The sequence below is a fragment of the Cupriavidus oxalaticus genome (assembly GCF_016894385.1).
GTDB classification, from domain to species: domain Bacteria; phylum Pseudomonadota; class Gammaproteobacteria; order Burkholderiales; family Burkholderiaceae; genus Cupriavidus; species Cupriavidus oxalaticus.
The window spans coordinates 2,432,757-2,449,019 of record NZ_CP069812.1; the positions used below are offsets into that span (position 1 = coordinate 2,432,757).

Consider the following 16,263-nt stretch of genomic DNA (forward strand, 5'->3'; position numbering starts at 1 on the left):
GATGCGCCAGCGCGGATTCGTTACCCATCTCGCGCATATCTACCGGCTCGGGATCAAGGAGCTGTGGAGCCTGCTGCGCGACCCCACGCTGCTGGTGCTGATCGTCTACGTGTTCACGGTGTCGGTCTACACCGGCGCCACCGCAACGCCCGAAACACTGCACATGGCGCCGATCGCGGTGGTCAACGAGGATTCGTCGCCGCTGGCCGAGCGCATCGTGTCGGCTTTCTATCCGCCGCAGTTCGCCGTCCCGAAGATGATCTCGCCCGACCAGATGGACCGGGGCATGGACGCCGGCGACTATACCTTTGCACTCGACATCCCGCCCGGCTTCCAGCGGGATGTGCTGGCGGGACGCGCGCCGCAGGTGCAGCTCAACGTCGACGCCACGCGCATGACGCAGGCGTTCAGCGGCAGCGGCTATATCCAGCGCATGTTCACGGATGAAGTGACCGAGTTCGTGCAGCGCTACCGCGACACGCCGTCGCTGCCGGTCGAGCTGGCGCTGCGCGCGCGCTTCAACCCCAACCTGACGCAATCGTGGTTCGGCGGGCTCACGCAGATCATCAACAACGTGACCATGCTGTCGATCATCCTGACCGGCGCCGCGCTGATCCGCGAGCGCGAGCACGGCACCATCGAGCACCTGCTGGTGATGCCGGTCACGCCGACCGAGATCATGCTGGCCAAGGTGTGGTCGATGGGGCTGGTGGTGATGCTCGCCGCCATGCTTTCGCTGGTGCTGGTGGTACGTGGCGCGCTGCACGTGCCGATCGAAGGCTCGCTCGCGCTGTTCATGTGCGGCGTGCTGCTGCACCTGTTCGCCACGACCTCGATGGGCATTTTCCTGGCCACGCTGGCGCGCAACATGCCGCAGTTCGGCATGCTGGTGGTGCTGATCCTGCTGCCGCTGCAGATGCTTTCCGGCGGCACCACGCCGCGCGAAAGCATGCCGCAGCTGGTGCAGGGCATCATGCTGGCCGCGCCCACGACGCATTTCGTCGCGCTGGGCCAGGCCATCCTGTTCCGCGGCGCGGGGCTGGACGTGGTCTGGAAGCCGTTCCTGGCGCTGCTGGGCATCGGCGCGGTGCTGTTCGGCCTGGCGCTGAACCGCTTCCGCAAGACCATCAGCCAGATGGCGTAGCGCCAGGCGCGGCGTCAGGCCGTCGCGGCAGCGCCGCGGCGGTCCATGTCGAGCACCGACCAGGCATAGATCGCCAGGCCGCCGAGCGCCAGCAGCAGGCCGACCCAGCCGGTCGAGGTCCAGCCATAGCCGGCGGCGATGGTCACGCCGCCCAGCCATGCCCCGAGCGCATTGGCCAGGTTGAACGCCGAATGGTTGAGCGCCGCGGCCAGCGCCTGGGCATCGCCGGCCACGTCCATCAGCCGGATCTGCAGCGCCGGACCCAGGGCCACCACGGTGCCGACCAGCAGCACGTTGGCGGCGGCGAGCCACGCATGCGGTGCGGTGAAGGTGAAAGCGCCCAGCACCAGTGCGGTCCACACCAGCACGCCGCCGATGGTCGGCATCAGCGCCTTGTCGGCCAGCCGCGCGCCGGCGAGATTGCCCGCCACCATGCCGACGCCGAACAGCGCCAGCACCACGGGGATGCCCGCCGCCGGCATGTGCGCCAGTTCGAGCATGGTCGGCTTGATGTAGCTGAACACCGAGAACATGCCGCCAAACCCGATCGCGCCGATGCCCAGCGTCAGCCACACCTGCTTGCGCCTGAGCGCCGACAGCTCGCGCAACGGGCTGGCGTGCCGGTCTGCGGGCACGAACGGCACGCAGTGCCAGACCAGCAGCGCCGTCAGCGCGCCGAGCGCGCCGACGATCACGAACGCGGAACGCCAGCCCAGCCAGGTGCCAACCGTGGCGGCGATCGGCACGCCGACCAGCGTCGCGCTGGTCAGGCCCAGCATCACCAGCCCCACCGCCTGCGCGCGCCGCTCGCGGGGCACCAGCCCGGCGGCGACCAGCGCCGCCACGCCGAAGTAGGTGCCGTGCGGGAAACCGGTCAGCAGCCGCGCCACCAGCATCGACAGGTAGGCCGGCGCCATCGCGCTGGCGAGATTGCCCGCCGCGAACACCGCCATCAGCGCCACCAGCAGGTTGCGCCGCGGCCAGCGCGCGCCGAGCACCGCCAGCAACGGCGCACCGATGACCACGCCCAGCGCGTAGGCACTGATCAGGTGGCCGGCTTCGGGGATGGAGATGGCAAGGTCGCGCGCGGCATCGGGCAGCAGGCCCATGATGACGAATTCGCCGGTGCCGATGGCAAAGCTGCCGACACCAAGCGCCAGCAGCGCGAGGCGGCCGGAACGTGCCGGCGGTTCAGCGGAGGTGGGAACGGAAGCGTCAGGCGCGCGGACGGCGTCCGCGGCGGCGTGTGCATAGGGGGCGGCCATGTACAGGATTGCAGAGGGTTCTACGGAATGCCGCCCGCTGCCGGGCGGGTCGATGACCCCGCCTCTGGTGATCCAGCGTGCTCCTGTGCGGCGCGCAAGACCGTATTGTGCGGCAAAACGCCGAAACGTGCCGGCGCACCGGCACGTTTCCCGGGCGCTCAGCCCTGCGGCGGTGCGGCTTCCCCCCTGCCCTAGCGGTCCTGCCGTTCGCGCCACGCCTCATAGAGGTCGGGGCCTTCATCGCGCGCCGGCTGGTAGACCAGCTTCATCTCGCGCTGCTCGACCGGCCGCGCCAGCTCGACATAGCCGCGCTCCGCGGACAGGTCGTAGGGCGCGCCGTCTTCGTTGGAATAGGCGTAGTAGACCGCCCCGACGCCGGCAAGATACATCGCGCTCAGGCACATCGGGCAGGGGTAGCCGCTGGCGTAGACCGTGCAGCCGCTCAGGTCGGGCTTGCCCAGCGCCCGGCTCGCGGCGCGCACCGCCTGCATTTCGGCGTGTGCGCTGGGATCGCAGGCGGCTTCCACCTCGTTGACCGCGCGCGCCAGCACCTTGCCATCCTTGACCACCACGGCGCCGAATGGCCAGGTGTTGCGCTCCCGCACGTTATCCATGGCAAGGCGGATGGAATCGATCAGATAGGTTTCCGTGGTCGACACGCGTTATCTCCGGTAAGGGCATCGGCCCCGAGCGGGCCGATGCGGTGGATGGCTGACAGACTATAGGCCAGCGTGCGTGCGCGGCGTGCTGCAAGTTGTTATACGGCGTATTTGATGCCAGCCATGCCGGGCCCGATGGGGTGAGTCCGGTTGACCCGGACGGTGCCGATGTTGAGCCGCAGCACAGTTCGGTCCCTGCAGCAGGCCGACGTGCCATCAGGTGATCAATGCCGCAAACCCCTGCAGCAGGCGCTCGATGTCATGCGCCTGAATATGTCCCATCGTGGAGATCCGGAATAGTTCGTCCGACAGTTGTCCCTGCCCGGCATAGATCACGAAGCCGAGCGCTTTCAAGCCGTCGTGCAACTGCGTGTACGACAAGCTCGCCGGCAAACGGTATGCGCGCAGGACGACGGAGGACTGGTCCGCCGGCAACGCGCTTGCGATGCCACGCAATGCAAGTCCCGCGCGCACTTGCTCTGCCAGGACCGCATAGTGCGCGTGCCTGGCAGGCTGGCCGCCGCTGTCGTCGAGCTCGCGCAGCGCTTCCACCAGGGCGTAGTAGGCGTGCACGGACGGGGTGAAAGGGGTGTTGCGCTGATCCTGCAGGCGTGCCAGCCGGCCAAGATCCAGGTAGTAGGTCCGGCTTGCTGCCTGGGCCAGCGCATCACGCCGCGCGATCACGAAGGCGGCCCCCGGCACGCCGTGCAGGCACTTGTTGGCGGTGGCGGCCACGGCGGCAATGCTGCCGCCGAAGTCGATCGGCTCGGCGCCGAAGCTGCTGACGGCGTCGACCAGCAAGCGAACGCCTCGCTGGCGGCAAACGACGTCGAGCGCGTGCAGATCGTTCAAGCGCCCGGTCGTCGTTTCATGGTGGATCACCGCCACGTGGCCGATGGCCCGGTCCGCGTCGAGCACGGCGGCCAGCCGGTCGGGATCCGGCGCCTGCATCCAGTCATGCCTGATCACCTCATGGTCGATGCGGTATTGACCCGCAATCTGCGTGATGCGCTCGCCGTACACGCCATTCTCGACAATGAGCAGCTTGCCGCGCGCCGGCACCAGCGCGGCTATCATGCTTTCGACTGCCGCCGTGCCGGACCCGGTCATCAATATCGCGGTCCACTCGGCAGGGTTCAGCCGGTAGACATCGAGCAGCCGCGCGCGCGCCTCGTCCTGCAAATCGAAGAATTCACTTTCGCGATGGCACAGGTCGGGCTGCAGCAGGCTGCGGCGGACGCGCTCGGTCAAGGTAACCGGGCCGGGGTTCAGCAATAGCATCAGTTCTCTCCGTGATCAGCGCCGATGTGGCGCGCGAGGCGGGACTTCACTTCCGCGGGGGTGATGGTGGGCCGGGGCAGGCCGTCCGGGGTGCCGGCCCGTATCATCAGCCGCACGAAGCGCGATCCGGGAGCGGCGCCCGGCTCGCCCGGCACAGCTGCCGCGAGCACCTCGTCAAGCAGTTCGAGGCGGTCGCCTTCGGCCGCCGAGGCATAGCCGCAAGCCGCCGCCACGCCGGCGAATGACACATTGGGCGACACCGTGGCCTGTGCGCCGGTCGAGTCGTGCGCGCCGTTGTCGAGCAGCACGTGCGTGAGGTTCGACGGGCCGTATGCGCCCAGCGTGGCGAAGTTGCCCATGCGCATCAAGGCGGCACCGTCGCCGTCGATGGCGACCACATGCAGGTCCGGGCGCGCCAGCGCGAGGCCGAGGGCAAACGAAGCCACGCAACCCATCGAGCCGACCATATAGAGCTGGTTTGGCCGGTCATCGAGCGCATACAGTTCGCGGCCGCAGAAACCGGTCGATGCCAGTACCACCGTCGAAGCGGCCGGCGTATGCGCAATCACGCGCTGCAAGGCATCGCGACGCGAAGGCAGCGCATCCGGCGCGCCCCCCCGCCATTGCGTGCGCGCCGCGCATCGCGCACGCGGCGCGGGTCGATCCTGCGGCTTGAGCGCACAGGGCGCGACACTGCCCTTTTGCATGACGAGCGCGTAAGGGCGTCCGGTCGCGTCCATATGCGCCAGCGCGCGATCGAGCGCCGGGCCGATGGCAGCCGCGTCGGTCGGGAACAGTTCCCAGGGTATCTCCATGGTGTCGAGCATCGCCGGCGTGACCGGGCCCATCAGCGCGTGCTGCGGCTCGTCCGCGGTGCCCGGTTGCCCTCGCCACGTCACGACCAGCAATTGCGGCAGGCGAAACGTCCAGGTCAGCGAAGTGAGCGGGCTCACCGCATTGCCAAGGCCGGAGTTCTGCATCATCGTGATGCCGCGCTGCCCTCCCCTGGCCCCGAGCGTCACGCCAGCGATCAGCGCTACCGCGTCGCCTTCGTTCGCCGACGAGACGTAGTGCAGCGATGGATCCTGCTGCACGTAGTTGATGAAGGGAGTGAGATACGAGCACGGCACCCCCGCATACCAGGAGAAGCCACGCGCCAGCGCCGCCTCGATAAACTGAGCCGCTTCGATCATCGGCGTTTCTCGCTGCCGGGTGTGTCGGGTGCACCCTGGACGAACGGCAGCCGGGCATGCGCGAACTCCCCCGCGCGCTGGTAGTCCTCCAGGTCGTTCACGCTGCGCCAGTGGCCATGCACATACTTCACGTCGATCTCCTCGCCCGCATCGATCAGGGCGTTGAGCAGGTCAGGCATATCCAGCGTGTCGAAATCCGCTCGCGCGCGCAGGCCGGCAAGTGTCTGCTGCAAGGCCTCACGCCCGGCGCCACGCACGCACAGCAGGCCGATCCAGCGCCCCTGCGGCGCCTGCCCGCCGGTAACGGCCACTTCCCGCGCCTTGTTCGACACATGCCGCAGCAGGACCTTCTGGCCGAACAGGGCGCGATCGTCAGGCGCGGAGCAGTAGGCGAAATCGCGTACGCTTTGGTTCGACGGTTGCGTCTGCGACGAGTCGACCACCACGCTGAAGCGGCACTCGCTCTCGAACAGGTCGCGCAGGAAGTAGCTGCGAAAGAGCAGGTCACCGTAGGCGATCACGGTATCCGTATGCAGGCCGTCGGCCGCGCACGCAAGCGACGCCAGCTCGCCGGTACTCGCGTGGCGCTCGTTGCGCACCAGCGTGACACCCGCGCACTGGATCGCATCGGCACGATAGCCGCCGACCACGGTGATGTCGTGGATGCCCTGCATCTTGAAGGCGTCCACCAGCCAGCGCAGCAGCGGCTTGCCCGCGACCGGCAGCATGACCTTGGGCCGCTCGGCGGTCAGCGCGTCAAGCCCTTCACCCCGGCTCGCCGCCAGCACAACCGCCGCGCCGGGCGCCTCGGAGCCAGACAGGTACAGCCGTTCGGCGGCGGAATACTCGTCGGCGTCCTGCAGGCGGAAGATCTCGCTCACCGGCGCGATACGGTCCTCGACATGGACCAGCGTCTGGGTGTCGTGGATCTCCCTGGCCACCGCCTGCATCGCCGATGCCGCCGCCCGGACCAGGTGGTTGGCCCAGATCACGAGGCTGATGCCGGCCTGGCGGAATACCTCGGTGGGGGTGCTGTAGTACTTGGTCGGCACGATCACCAGCGGCGCGCGGCCGGCCCACTCGCGTGCGAACTCGAGGATCTCATCCGGCCGCGACAGCTTGCTGTGGATCAGGATCGCGTCGGCGCCGGCCTGCCGATAGGCTTCGGCCCGGCGCAAGGCCTCGTCCATGCCCCAGCCAGCGATCAGTGCTTCCACGCGCGCGACGATCGAGAAATCGGCATCCGTCTGCGTATCCTTGCCGGCCTTGATCTTGCCGCAGAACTCGTCGATCGTGGCCAGCGGCTGGCGTTCGCCGTCGATAAAGCTGTTGGTCTTGGGGAACTGCTTGTCCTCGATGCACAAGCCCGCGATGCCGCGCTGTTCGAGCTTCCGTACCAGCCGCCGTACATTGTTGAAGTTGCCGTAGCCGGTATCGCCGTCGACCAGGATCGGCAAGCCGCTGGAATCGGCCATGAATTCGAGCGTGTCGACCACCTGTGTCCAGCTTGCCTCGTTGTTGTCGCGCACGCCGAATTGCGCCGAGATCGCCAGGCCGGAGGCCCAGATGGCCTTGAAACCCGCTTCGCGCACAATCCGGGCCGAGAGCCCGTTGTGGGCCTCCATCATGAATTCAAGTTCGCTGCTCACCAGCAACTGGCGCAGCGTGGCGCTGCGCGACGCAGTGGACAAAGCCGGAGTGCGGGCGTTCATGGCGTGACTCCCGAGGGGACCCCAGACCAGCGCTGGAGTTGCGGCAACACTTCATCGCGCGCGCGCGCGACGTCGCCCGGGAAGTCGATCTCGAGCCAGGGCGCACCGGTCACGTCCGCGATCTCGAATGCATGGCCGCCCTCCAGCAGCAGATCGCGCACCGCTTCCTCATGCGGCATCTTCTCCTGATTGCGCTCGACATACCCCGCGACGATCTGCGCCAGGCGGCGCGCGGTCTGCTCGCTAAAACGGAAGAAGCCGACCGACTCGCCGATCGTGTCATATTCCAGGCCCACCGCGACCTGCTTGCGCAGCTCGACCGGAAGGCCGTCCCGCAGGCAAAGCTTGACCGGCTCGTCGCCGGTTTCGAAGTCGCGGTCGATCAGCAGGCGGTTGACGCTGTCGCCGGCGACCAGCGCGGCGAGAATGCGCTCGTCGTAGAGCACGTCGGCGTCCATCAGCAGCACGTCGCCGCCGCGCGTGAGCGCATCGGCGACGGTGTGCACGGTCAGCACGCTGCCGAGCTCGTAGCGCTGATTCAGAACGATTTCAGGATGGGGCGAATGTCCGAGCCGGTCGAGTTCGGCCTTGACCTGTTCAGGCTGGAAACCAAGCGCAAGCACGATCTCCGTGACGCCCGCCGCGTCCAGCATGCGTAGATGCCGTTCCAGCAGGGTCATGCCATCGAAGCGCAACAGGCACTTCGGGAATTGTTCTCCGGGCGGTTGCTGCAAACGCAGGCCAAGACCCGCGGCAAGAATGATCGCTCGCATATTTTCTCCGCTCCATGCAAATCGCCATCAATCGGTAGTCGGCACACCCCCCAAGCTTCGCCGCCGGTGGTTTCGTTCACTCCAGTACAAGTACAGAAGCCCGGGCGCGCCAAGCACGATTTCCCGGGCGCGCTTGATCAGCGACAACGCCAGCGCCGCGTCGGCAGGCAGGCCTACCAATGGCGCGAGCAGCAGGTAGCCAGCCTCCTGGACACCCAGCGAGCCGGGAATCGCAAACGCGGCGCCGCGGATCGCCTGCCCGGCGCTCTCCAGCAGCAAGGCGTCGAGCCAGCTGACGGGATGGCCGAGAAACCGCAGGGCCAGCCACACCTCCCCGGTGCCGACCAGCCAGCCCGCCAGGCTCAGTGCGAAGGTCGCGGCGACCTTGCCGGGCGCACGATATATCTGCCGCACGGCTGCGTCCACGGCATCGGCGCGCGTGGTCAGCGCAGACCAGTCGCGCTTTCCTGACAATTTCGACAGCAAGCGCAGCACGCGCCCGAACAGGCCGCGCCGCTGCGCCACATAGAACCCGAACAGGCACAGCGCCAGCACCGCGGTGACGGCAATGACCGGCAGCCGCACATCCTCGCCCGCGCCGCTCGCCGTTGACGCGCCGAACAGCACGAGTCCAAGCACCGCAAACACCAGCTGCGCGATCGCCTGCATCGTCGTGCTGACGGTGATGGCCGCGGCAGCGTCGCGCATGCGCGCACCGCGTTGCGCGAGATGGCGCACCATCAGCACCGGCCCACCCAGCTGTCCGGCGGGCAGCAGGCTGTTCACGGACTCGCCCACCCAGCGCGCAAGCAGCGCGTCTCGCATGGTGCGATGTCCGGCGTGGCGATCGAACAGTACGAAAATGGCACCTGCATCCAGCGCCAGCGGCAGCAGGTGGAACGCCACCACCAACAGGCTCAGCCAGCCCGCCGACATCAGCGTCGACGCCACCGGGCCGAAGCCGGTAAAGGCAATCAGGGCGACAAAGAGCGCCGCACCGACCGACAGCGAAATCATCGCCGCACGCGTCATGCCCGGAGCTGCTGGCCCCTGGCCAGCCGCTTGAATACTTGCCGGAAGCCGAAATAAGCGAGCGCGTCCTTCATGTTGGAGACGAAACGCAGCCAGGGCCGCATGCCCGGGTCGGTGACGTATTCGAAGGTCAGCGACACCCGCATCTGGTTCGCCCCGAGTGGCGTGATGCGGTGGCGCAGCTTGTCGCCATCGAAGAAAACGAGGCCACCGGGGGGAATCTGTACCGACCCCGCCTGCACGGGCACGCCGGACTCGCGCGTGTGCAATTCATAGTCGAGACGGCACGACGATTCGTCGATCACGCCGAACAGCAAGGTATAGCGCCGGCCGTTGTAGTAAGAGGTGTCGTAATGCCAGCCGATATGATCGCCCTCGCGTGTGTAGTAATAGAGCGCGTAGGCATGCGGATCCTGCTCCGGCGAAGGCAGCAGCTGCTCGCCGCAGATCTGTTCGAGCCAGCCGATCAGCGCCTTGGACCGATAGAGTTGCGCGATAAAAGGCGCGTGCTGGTCGATCGTATGGCGGCTGACGCTGCCGCCCTGCTTGTGGCCCGGGAGATAATTGCGATTGATCCGGTCTTGCAAGGCCAGGGCGCTGGCAACCAGCCCTTCGGTGACTTCGGCTGGCAAGAATTCACCCACATGCAGGAACGCACCCTGGCGGTCGAATTCCGCGCGCAGCGCGCTGTGCCCGAGTGTGCCAACACGGGCGGCCACACCTGCATCGGGATCGGCACGCGCGTCGGCAGGGTCGACGAACGGCTGCTGCCGCTCGCCAGACAGGGTGAGAAGATCCCGGTCCGCTTCGGCTTGTTCGCTCATCGGCGCCTCATGGTCTGGTAGCCGCTGTAACGGGGCGGGCGCGCCGCACGGCGCGCCAGTAGTCGATGACCACCCATGCCGCGAACAAGGGCGCGCCGATCGACGCCACCGTCAGGAACGGGCTGATGGCACTGCTCAGGGTCACAAGCGGCAGGAGGTAGAGCACATCCTCCGTCTCGAAGCCACCGGCCGAGGCCTGTTTCGTGGCGGTCTTGCCAGCGAGCGCTTCGATGCGCATGCGCAGGAAGAAGATCAGCGCCACGGCCACGCCCGCCACGCTGCCGCGCACGACCGCTGGCACCGCAGCGTCCTGAAACTGGCCCGAGACGCCGATCCCCATGCTGACGAAGAGCAGCATGGTGACCAGTGCGTCGCTGGCAAGATCGTAGAAATGGCCAAACTTGCTGGATTTCCCGCTGATCCTCGCGAGTTCTCCGTCAGTGTGGTCAATAAAATTGGAAAGCACGATCAGCAGCGCACCGCCATTCGCCCAGGCGAAGCCGCCTTGCGCGAGGCACGCCGCGCCGGCCAGGCCGGTCAAAAGCCGGACTGTGGTCAGATGATTGGGCGTAACCCAGGAATCCTTGAGCGGTTCGACAAGCCGCCGCGCCAGACGTGCGTCCCATGTGCGCGGAGATGGCGGCTGCGCATGCGGCTCCATTGGATGGCTGCTCATCTTGCAAATACCCCGCGGCAGGAAATGCGACATGGCCAGGACTGCAGGGCCTGTTCGCGTGCTTTGCTTGGCATTGTTTCAATCTGAAGGGCCAAGGTCGATCGCGCGCCGGATTCCGCGCCGGATTCCGCGCTGCAGTCGCGTTCATGCAGTTGCGTCCAAACAGTGCGACCGCAAGCCCCGCGGCAAGGCGCCGTCTCTTGCGTGCACAGACAACTGCACTTCGGCCTTCATTGCGTCAATAATAGACGTGATTCCGACAAGCTGTCGAGGCAGCGAACGTCTCAGCCTCGAACACCGGATCACCGCTACAAGCTGGGTAAGATCGAGCAGGCCTGGGCGCTGTTCGCCAATCAGCGCGAGGCGCTCTGGAGGGTGGCTATCACGCCCCGACGGCCGCCGGAACGGGAACAAGGTGGTGGTGTGTGTCCCCGACTGCGGGGGAGGCCTCCCGCAAATTGCCCCATGGCGACGAAAATGCGATCTGCCCCGAATGGGGTGTGATGCCTGAGATTCCCGATGGATTCGCCATACCCACAGCGGGGGACAGATGCGCTCCCGCGATTGCCCTCGCCTTGCCCTGGGCGTCTCCCGAGACCGCTTCGGTGGCCAGGCCGCGCGGGCGATCGCCCGCAAACCGTGGCGCGTCCTAGAGGATTCGAACCTCTGACCGCTCGCTTAGAAGGCGAGTGCTCTATCCAACTGAGCTAAGGACGCGAAGGCGTGCATTCTACCGCAGCGCCGGCCCGCAGTGCGGATCCGCGGCGTTCAGGATGCCAGGCGCTCGCTCCCGCGGGTGGCGTAGCGGCCCACCGCCGGCGCATGATTGCCGGCAACCGGGTGCATCGACACGCCGTTGCGGCCTTTGAGCTTGGCGTCATACAAGGCGCGGTCGGCACGGCGCATCAGCGCGTCGGCGCCCTCCCCGGGGTTGCGCGTGGCCAGGCCGATGCTGACGGTGTAGGCGATCGCATCGGGCTCGGAAGGACACGGGCTCGCGCGCACGGCGGTCGCCAGCCGCATGCAGGCCAGCCGGCCATTTTCCATTCCGGTATCAGGCATGACGATGGCAAATTCTTCTCCGCCCAGTCGCCCGATCACGTCCTGCGGGCCGCTGGTACGCCGCAGCAGTCCGGCGAAGTGCCGCAGCACGCTGTCGCCAGCCAGGTGGCCGTAGACATCGTTGATCGCCTTGAAGTGGTCCAGGTCCACAAAAGCCACGGTCAACGGCTTGCGCTGGCGCTCGGCCTGCAGGCAGGCTTGTTCGAGCGCTTCCCAGAAGGCCCCGCGCAGCAGCACGTCGGTCAGGTCGTCATGCCGCGCGCGCCGTTCCAGCATGCGCCGCAGCCGATCGTGCACCATCAGCGCAACGCTGACCGAGAGACCGACCAGCGCGAAGACGTTGAGCAGGGCCAGTTCGCCGTCCCACGGCAATGGCTGCGGCCAGGCGCCGTCCTGCACCAGCTCGGCAACCGGCAATGCCATGGTCCATGCGTTGGTCGCGGCCACGGCAATGGCGATCAGCACCAGCGATGCGGCCGCGAGGCGGCCGATGCCGCGGGCAGTCCGCACCGACGGGCCGATGCTGCGGGTCACGTCGAGCAGCAAGCCGATATGGCATGCCGTCAGCAGCGGCGCCATCTGCAGCCCTGCCAGCGGCGCATCGGGGATGCCCGGCGCCGCCATCTGCCATGCCACGCCGACCGCGGCAGCCAGGCAGGTTCCCAGCAGCAATCCGGTCCTGCCTGAGCGACCCGCAAAATGACGCGCCCCGATCGCCATCAAGGCGAGCGCAGCCAGCAACGCGAGGTCGGTTGCCTCCGGCGCCAGCCACGCGGGGCGCGAGTCCTGCACCGCAGCCAGCACCGAGGCGATCGCCGCCGCGACATTGCCCAGCGCCCATGACGTCAGGCCACTGCGGCCCATGCCCGCGGACCGACGCAGTACGACGCAAACCACCGCCATCTGCAAGGCAAACAGCCCTGCGATGAGCACCACAATATGCGACTGAAACATCTTCATTCCCGTCCAAGGCGACAAGCAGCGCTCCGCCAGGCGCCGCCTTTCCCTTTCTTATGCCGGTCCTGTGCCGGACCGTTGTCATCGATTGCCGCATATCCTGTGTCGGGCCGCCGAGGCGTTGCCAGAGGCAATGCCAACGCGCCGAGGCGCTCGCCAGGACAGGGAGCGCCGTTCTTGTTATGGTGATCAGGTCAGTCCGGCAGGAATCTGCAACCAGCATTCCCAACATCACGCCGGTCGGACTAAAGCGGTGTGCGGGATTATCGCAGCGCGCAAACCCAAGTCAAGCCAAAGCGCCCCCGCCAAAAGGGGGAGCGCGCCCTTGGACGGCTCGCGCCCCACCATGTGTCGGGTACGCCAGATTGACCGCACCTGTCGGTGCACGCTACAATAGCCGGCTTCGGGGCGTAGCGCAGCCTGGTAGCGCATCTGATTTGGGATCAGAGGGTCGCATGTTCGAATCATGTCGCCCCGACCAGTTTTGATTTTGGCTTCAAGGAACACGGCCTGGACAGCAATGTCCGGGCCGTTTTTCTTTTCTTTCCCGCCCTCCCCTGCGCGACTGCATCGGCCCCGCTCACCAGCGCGGCATCATGTCGGGCCAGATCAGCGCGGCCGCGGTCAGCAGCAGCACCACGGCCGCCAGCACGAGGCCGCGGCTGGCACCATCGTGTTGCTTGTCGACCTGCGGCAGCCAGCCGGGGCCGCCGTCCCGTTGTGGCGGTACAGGCGGTGGCGGCGCCACATTGGCAGGGGAAGCCGCCGCGCCTTGCGCGACCGTCCGCGGCACATAGTCCGGCTGCGCGAGCAGGAAGCCCATCGGCGTGGCCTGGCCTACCGCCCCCATCTGCTGGAACAAGAGCCTGGACAGCGCCAGGCAGTCGTCCAGCGCGATCTGCGGCCGCGGCCGGAAGATGCGCAGGTGCTCGCACAGCGTATCGAGCTTGTGGTTGGGCGCATGGAAATACTGGGACCAGCGCACCTGGCGCACCGAGCAGCGCCAACGCTTGCCCTGTATGTCGGGCAGCACTTTCTCCAGCATGCGGACATTGAATTCGGCGCCGTGGGCGACCAGCACGTCGGCATCTTCGACGATGGCGCGGATCGCGCCGACGTCGAAGCGCTGCCCGCGCAGCATCTCGGCGGTCAGGCCGTGCATGCCGGTCGCAGCCTCGCTGATCGGCACGGTGGGCTCCTGCGAACCGTAATAGTCAGTGATTTCGCGCACGAGACTGCCCGCCCTCGGCGCCACTTCGACAAGCAGCAGGCCGATGCTGACAGGCTCGTCCGCTGGCGTGAGCCCGGTTGTCTCGGTACTGACGATTGCGACCCGCATGGGCACTCCGGTGTGACCGTCCGCAAGGCACGTTGGCGGCGGCCGCTATGGTCGTTTGCCTCTAGCGTAGTGCGGGGGTGCCAAACGTCATATCAACCAGATGGGCTAGCTGAAGACGCCAGCCGGTTGGAGACGGCCGACGCGCCAGTACAAGCTAACCATTTCCGCCCGGCTGCGGGCCGGCGGTGTCGCCGCCGCGCCGCTCGAGATTGACATACACATCCGCAGCGACCAGCCCGAACAGTGCGTGCGCGAACAGACTCTCCCACCCGCGCGCCTCGTCGAACCAGTTGAAATAGCGGCCGAACACATAGAAATTGATCAGGTAGATCACGGCGCCAAACACGATGCCAGCCAGCGACGCCAGCCCCATGCTGGAATCGAGCCGGAACGACGACAGGATCATCGCCAGCACTGCCGAAAGTATGATCGACAGTGCGAAATGCACCGTGCCGGCTGACAGCACTATGGTCCAGTTGAAGGCATCGGCGGAAAGCGCTTCGCGGCCCAGGATAATGGCCGCCACCATTTTCACCGTGCCCCAGGCGCCCTGGTACATCAGGAAGCGCGCCGTCAGCAGCTCAAGCACCATGTAGACAGCGCCGGCGATCAGCCCAGCCACCACGGCAGCCCGCCAGTCCGGCGTGCAGCGGACGTAGCGGTGCGAGTCCAGATGGAGTTCCATGGCAAGTCTCCTTGCGAGATTTCCGGCCCCGCTGGCTTCCGGTGGCCGTACGAGTTAGTTCTAGCCCATACGGGGCAAATACCAAGGCATGCCGGACACGTAAAGTTACTTACAAATCACTGAAATTCGCGCAGATCGTGCACCGCACAAAGCACCATCGCCCGGCCGCGTGCCCGTGTTCGCGCGGCAATGCTGCAACTGCGTACGTGATACAATACAAGAGCAAGTAGCCCCGGGGTGTCCGTGCATCCCTGTAACCGGGCGTTCTCACCAGCGCGCTCTTGCGAGCGCTCAGCAGCAGCCGGCGCGGCCATCCGCGGCGACACCAGAACTGGCGAACCACCGGGTACACCTGCCCGCCCTGCTCCGCGTAGCGAACGGCCGCCCAGGCCGTCACCGGCAGCGTCCACGCCAGGCAATCCGCGCCCGCCTGGCCGGGGCGCGACCGGCATGGATCGAGTATCTGGCGCCACGCGTGGCGCCGCGCGGGACCGTCCGCTGGCGCCTGCCCCGAACGACTTCAATGGCGCGGTTCGCCAGCATGGCGAATGTGCGCTGGTTTGCGCCCTGCCTTCGGGCGGGACGAAACCGGACCGGAATTTTTGATAACCCAACCATGCAGCCTTCGCGGGCTGCCGAAAAGGAAAGCAGATTGGCTAAGGAAGAACTCATTGAATTTGGCGGCGTGGTGTCGGAAGCCCTGCCTGACAACCGCTATCGTGTCACGCTGGAAAACGGCGTGGAAATCTGGGCATACGCTTCGGGCAAGATGCAGAAGCACCGCATCCGCATCCTGGCCGGCGACCGCGTGACCCTGGAAATGTCGCCCTACGACCTGACCAAGGGCCGCATCAACTTCCGCCACAAGTCCTGAGTCTTCGCACGGCCGGAGCCCGCCGCTCCCGCCGTCACAAGTGGACTCCGGGGCGCTGCCGACGCGCTGTCACGCAGCTGACACCGCGCCCGGACACACTTGCGGGCTGCCCGAGGGGCGGCCCGATTTCGTTTACGATCCTCAACGGCGCCAGCCTATCCGCTTGCGCCCGCTTGCGCCGGTCGGGCAGCTTCACCATACTCGAAGCATCACCATCGCCTCGCCCGACATGAACCTGATCCTCTGGCGCCACGCCGAAGCCGAAGACCTCCCCGACGCCCTCAGCCTGAGCCGCCACGCCGACCTGCAGCGGCCCCTGACGCGCCGCGGCCGCAAGCAGGCGGAGGCGTCCGCCAAATGGCTGCGTGCGCATCTGCCGTCGGATACGCGCGTGCTGTGCAGCCCCTCCGTACGCACCCTCGAGACCGCGGCGGCGCTGACGGGGGACGCGCAAGTCGTCGAAGCGCTGGCCCCCGGCGCCGACGTCAGCGCAGTCCTTGCCGCGGTCCAATGGCCCGAACGCACCGAGCACGTGGTGGTGGTCGGGCACCAGCCATGGATCGGACGCGTCGCCAGCCTGCTTCTGGCCGGCAACGAGATGGACTGGAGCGTGCGCAAGGCAGGCATCTGGTGGCTGACCGGACGGACCCGCGAAAGCGAGCCGCAGACCGTGCTGCGTGCGGTCATCAACCCTGAATTTCTCTGACACAGCCCGGATATTTCCGAGCCCGCCAGTGCAGCCGGCCCGCGCGGGCCGGCTGCGGCTTCTGGCATGGCCGGCCATGAT

15 protein-coding genes and 2 tRNA genes are annotated in these 16,263 nt (G+C 67.0%); 4 read left to right on the forward strand and 13 right to left on the reverse strand.

What is annotated here, in order from left to right; translation table 11 throughout:
• Window position 1: 1 nt before the first annotated feature.
• On the forward strand, window positions 2-1,144 hold the full coding sequence (locus JTE92_RS23605; RefSeq protein ID WP_063238163.1) for an ABC transporter permease: 1,143 nt from the start codon (window positions 2-4) through the stop codon (window positions 1,142-1,144).
• 14 nt (window positions 1,145-1,158) lie between these two features.
• Here JTE92_RS23605 and JTE92_RS23610 read toward each other — a convergent pair whose 3' ends face one another.
• The 11 genes from JTE92_RS23610 to JTE92_RS23660 form a co-directional block, all read right to left on the reverse strand.
• Window positions 1,159-2,409 carry an MFS transporter gene (locus JTE92_RS23610; RefSeq protein ID WP_063238164.1) on the reverse strand — a complete coding sequence of 417 codons (1,251 nt, stop codon included), beginning with the start codon at window positions 2,407-2,409 and terminating at the stop codon, window positions 1,159-1,161.
• Window positions 2,410-2,600: 191 nt separating this feature from the next.
• The gene (locus tag JTE92_RS23615; RefSeq protein ID WP_084254501.1) at window positions 2,601-3,068 is read right to left on the reverse strand and encodes a nucleoside deaminase; all 468 of its coding nucleotides are present in this window, start codon (window positions 3,066-3,068) and stop codon (window positions 2,601-2,603) included.
• Window positions 3,069-3,284: 216 nt separating this feature from the next.
• Window positions 3,285-4,349, reverse strand: a complete 1,065-nt coding sequence (locus JTE92_RS23620; RefSeq protein WP_063238165.1) for a 2-aminoethylphosphonate aminotransferase — start codon at window positions 4,347-4,349, stop codon at window positions 3,285-3,287.
• Window positions 4,349-5,542: a phosphonopyruvate decarboxylase gene (gene aepY, locus JTE92_RS23625; RefSeq protein ID WP_063238166.1), complete on the reverse strand. Its 1,194-nt coding sequence runs from the start codon at window positions 5,540-5,542 to the stop codon at window positions 4,349-4,351. Before aepY ends, JTE92_RS23620 begins: the two co-directional genes overlap by 1 nt.
• Window positions 5,539-7,254, reverse strand: coding sequence for a phosphoenolpyruvate mutase (gene aepX, locus JTE92_RS23630; protein WP_063238167.1), 1,716 nt, complete (start codon window positions 7,252-7,254; stop codon window positions 5,539-5,541). Before aepX ends, aepY begins: the two co-directional genes overlap by 4 nt.
• Window positions 7,251-8,027, reverse strand: a complete 777-nt coding sequence (locus JTE92_RS23635; protein ID WP_063238168.1) for a phosphocholine cytidylyltransferase family protein — start codon at window positions 8,025-8,027, stop codon at window positions 7,251-7,253. The genes aepX and JTE92_RS23635 overlap by 4 nt, the downstream gene beginning before the upstream one ends.
• 27 nt (window positions 8,028-8,054) lie before the next feature.
• Complete coding sequence (locus JTE92_RS23640; protein WP_063238169.1) at window positions 8,055-9,059, reverse strand: flippase-like domain-containing protein; 1,005 nt, start codon at window positions 9,057-9,059, stop codon at window positions 8,055-8,057.
• Complete coding sequence (locus JTE92_RS23645; protein WP_063238170.1) at window positions 9,056-9,883, reverse strand: HalD/BesD family halogenase; 828 nt, start codon at window positions 9,881-9,883, stop codon at window positions 9,056-9,058. Before JTE92_RS23645 ends, JTE92_RS23640 begins: the two co-directional genes overlap by 4 nt.
• Window positions 9,884-9,890: 7 nt before the next feature.
• On the reverse strand, window positions 9,891-10,559 hold the full coding sequence (locus JTE92_RS23650; RefSeq protein ID WP_063238261.1) for a CDP-alcohol phosphatidyltransferase family protein: 669 nt from the start codon (window positions 10,557-10,559) through the stop codon (window positions 9,891-9,893).
• Window positions 10,560-11,199: 640 nt separating this feature from the next.
• Window positions 11,200-11,276, reverse strand: a tRNA-Arg gene (locus JTE92_RS23655).
• Window positions 11,277-11,327: 51 nt separating this feature from the next.
• Window positions 11,328-12,575: a GGDEF domain-containing protein gene (locus JTE92_RS23660; RefSeq protein WP_063238262.1), complete on the reverse strand. Its 1,248-nt coding sequence runs from the start codon at window positions 12,573-12,575 to the stop codon at window positions 11,328-11,330.
• A 407-nt stretch (window positions 12,576-12,982) separates the two neighbouring features.
• Here JTE92_RS23660 and JTE92_RS23665 point away from each other — a divergent pair.
• A tRNA-Pro gene (locus JTE92_RS23665) sits at window positions 12,983-13,059 on the forward strand.
• Window positions 13,060-13,158: 99 nt separating this feature from the next.
• On the opposite strand, the gene JTE92_RS23670 is transcribed toward JTE92_RS23665, so the two are convergent.
• Window positions 13,159-13,917 (reverse strand): DNA polymerase III subunit epsilon, encoded by a 759-nt coding sequence (locus JTE92_RS23670; RefSeq protein WP_063238171.1) that lies wholly within the window; start codon window positions 13,915-13,917, stop codon window positions 13,159-13,161.
• A 154-nt stretch (window positions 13,918-14,071) separates the two neighbouring features.
• On the reverse strand, window positions 14,072-14,602 hold the full coding sequence (locus tag JTE92_RS23675) for a hypothetical protein (protein ID WP_063238172.1): 531 nt from the start codon (window positions 14,600-14,602) through the stop codon (window positions 14,072-14,074).
• Between the two features lie 652 nt (window positions 14,603-15,254).
• Here JTE92_RS23675 and infA point away from each other — a divergent pair.
• Both infA and JTE92_RS23685 read left to right on the forward strand, forming a co-directional pair.
• Window positions 15,255-15,476: a translation initiation factor IF-1 gene (gene infA, locus JTE92_RS23680; protein WP_008641674.1), complete on the forward strand. Its 222-nt coding sequence runs from the start codon at window positions 15,255-15,257 to the stop codon at window positions 15,474-15,476.
• Between the two features lie 229 nt (window positions 15,477-15,705).
• Window positions 15,706-16,182: a SixA phosphatase family protein gene (locus tag JTE92_RS23685; RefSeq protein WP_063238173.1), complete on the forward strand. Its 477-nt coding sequence runs from the start codon at window positions 15,706-15,708 to the stop codon at window positions 16,180-16,182.
• Window positions 16,183-16,263: the final 81 nt, after the last annotated feature.